Source organism: Roseibium sp. RKSG952 (assembly GCF_009711355.1).
In genome coordinates this window covers 1-900 of record NZ_SMMF01000420.1, presented here as the reverse complement: position 1 = coordinate 900, position 900 = coordinate 1, and the positions used below count along the sequence as shown (strand labels likewise).

The window sequence follows — 900 nt, the reverse complement described above, 5'->3', positions numbered from 1 at the left end:
CCCGTCCTTCAGGTCGGGGAAGACGTTAAGGGACGCTGACGCGTCGGGTTGGCGTCGTTCGGGTTTGCTTCGGTAGTTTCTTGCACCAGCGCTTCAGTTCCTCGTCGGTTTGGGGGACGTCATTGGAAAGCTCTCTCGCCTGTTGAAAATCGATCTGGCTTCCGTCCTTCCAAAATTCGACGCGTCGGTAGGGTGCGTGCGGTTTGTAGAGTACGCCGTTCTCGGTCTGGATGATTTCGTATTTCGTTGCCTGAACGAAGACGAAGATGTCGGGCTGGTCAGGAATGACGGTGTCGTTTTGCTGAACCACGTAGTTGTCGTCCATCCGCGCCTGGGATTTTTCGAGGTTACCGTGCATCGCCATTCCGGGAATCGCGAGAAACGGGCAGACACGTAGGGCGTAGCGTCCGCATTCCGCGCGAACAGGAAGATCGAGGTAGGCACCGTATTGATCGAAGGCGCTTTTGGGGCCGCCGATGAACCAATATCCGCCGTTTTCGGACGTGAGGTGCTCGAAGCGCTTGCCTGAAAGGGCGCAGAGCTTCCGCTTGATGCACTCCTCGGCTGCATTGCGGTCGACGACCTTGAAGTCGGGTTTTCCGTTTCGGTCGATGGCGACCGAGAACGGGATTGGGTAGCCGCGCTTGTCCTTGGGGCATCCGGAGAGCGCCGGGGGAACGGAAACGGATTTAAAGTCGTGTCGCATGTCTAGGCTGTCCTTATTCGTAATGGTCTCTATTGATTGAGTTCGGTCTGTTTGTGATCTTCCGGATCGCGGAACGTGGCATTGGTCATCGCGTAGACGCTGACCCTCGGTTGGCTGAAGGCGCATTTGTCGCGGTTTCCCTCTGCCCGGGCGAATGCTTCGTCGAGTTAACGTCTTCCCCGCCCTGAAGGACG

General features: G+C 57.3%; 1 protein-coding gene. It reads right to left on the bottom strand.

Going from position 1 to position 900, the window contains the following annotated elements; all coding sequences use genetic code 11:
- Positions 1-25 precede the first annotated feature (25 nt).
- Complete coding sequence (locus tag E1297_RS01330; protein ID WP_155132926.1) at positions 26-706, bottom strand: hypothetical protein; 681 nt, start codon at positions 704-706, stop codon at positions 26-28.
- Positions 707-900 lie beyond the last annotated feature (194 nt).

Bases quoted from the DNA above. Each gene is read 5' to 3' on its own strand.
- E1297_RS01330 (WP_155132926.1), bottom strand. From the start codon at position 706: ATGCGACACGACTTTAAATCCGTTTCCGTTCCCCCGGCGCTCTCCGGA.